The organism is Streptomyces marokkonensis, from assembly GCF_039539045.1.
Lineage (GTDB): Bacteria > Actinomycetota > Actinomycetes > Streptomycetales > Streptomycetaceae > Streptomyces > Streptomyces marokkonensis.
This window is the reverse complement of record NZ_BAABCQ010000402.1, coordinates 1-825: the sequence shown is the minus strand read 5'-3', so window position 1 is coordinate 825 and position 825 is coordinate 1. Positions and strand designations below refer to the sequence as shown.

Here is an 825-nt window from a genome sequence, read left to right as displayed (position 1 = left end):
CACCCGCGCACCCACCGCCGACAACGACACCCCCGACCACGCGAACGGCAGACCCACACCGCCCTCGACCGCCTCCGGGTCACCATCGGCAGCGAGCCCGATCGCGTGCAAGGCTGCGTCCAGCAGCGCCGGATGCAACCCGAAGCCCTCGGCGTCCGCGCCCTCGGGCAGCACGACCTCGGCGAAGACATCACCGCCCTGTCGCCAGGCCGAACGCAGTCCCTGGAACAGCGGCCCGTACTCGTAGCCCGAATGGGCGAGTTCCTCGTACAGAGTGTCGATCGTCACCGCCTGTGCGCCCGCCGGCGGCCACTGGGCCAGTTCTTCCGTCACCGGCGCGGCAACCTCGGCCAACACACCGCTCGCGTGCCGCGTCCAGACTCCGTCCGCGGCATCGGAGGGACGCGAGTACATCGTGAGCTCGCGTCGTCCGGACTCGTCGGCCGCGGCGACCGCGACCTGGACGGCGACCGCGCTCTGGTCGGCGAAGACCAGCGGAGCCTCGATGGTGAGCTCTTCCACCAGGCCGCATCCGACCTGGTCAGCTGCGTGCAATGCCAGTTCCACGAACGCGGTGCCCGGCAGCAGCAATGAACCCCACACCGCGTGATCCGCCAGCCACGGATGCGTCTCGACCGACAGCCGTCCGGTCAGCAGGACGACGCCATCGGTACCCGCGAGACCGACCGCACCCGACAGCAGCGCGTGGTCGACCGAGTCGAGTCCTGCGGACGCCATGTCCAGGTTCCCCTGCCCGAGGGCGCCACTCAGCCAGTAGCGCTCGCGTTGGAAGGGGTAGGTGGGCAGGTCCACGTGGGTCGTGGG

The 825-nt window shown here is 70.4% G+C and carries 1 protein-coding gene; it reads right to left on the bottom strand.

The window, feature by feature from the left end; all coding sequences use genetic code 11:
- Positions 1-825, bottom strand: an 825-nt coding sequence (locus ABEA26_RS36110; protein ID WP_345598320.1) for a polyketide synthase dehydratase domain-containing protein, incomplete at both ends; no start/stop codon positions are given.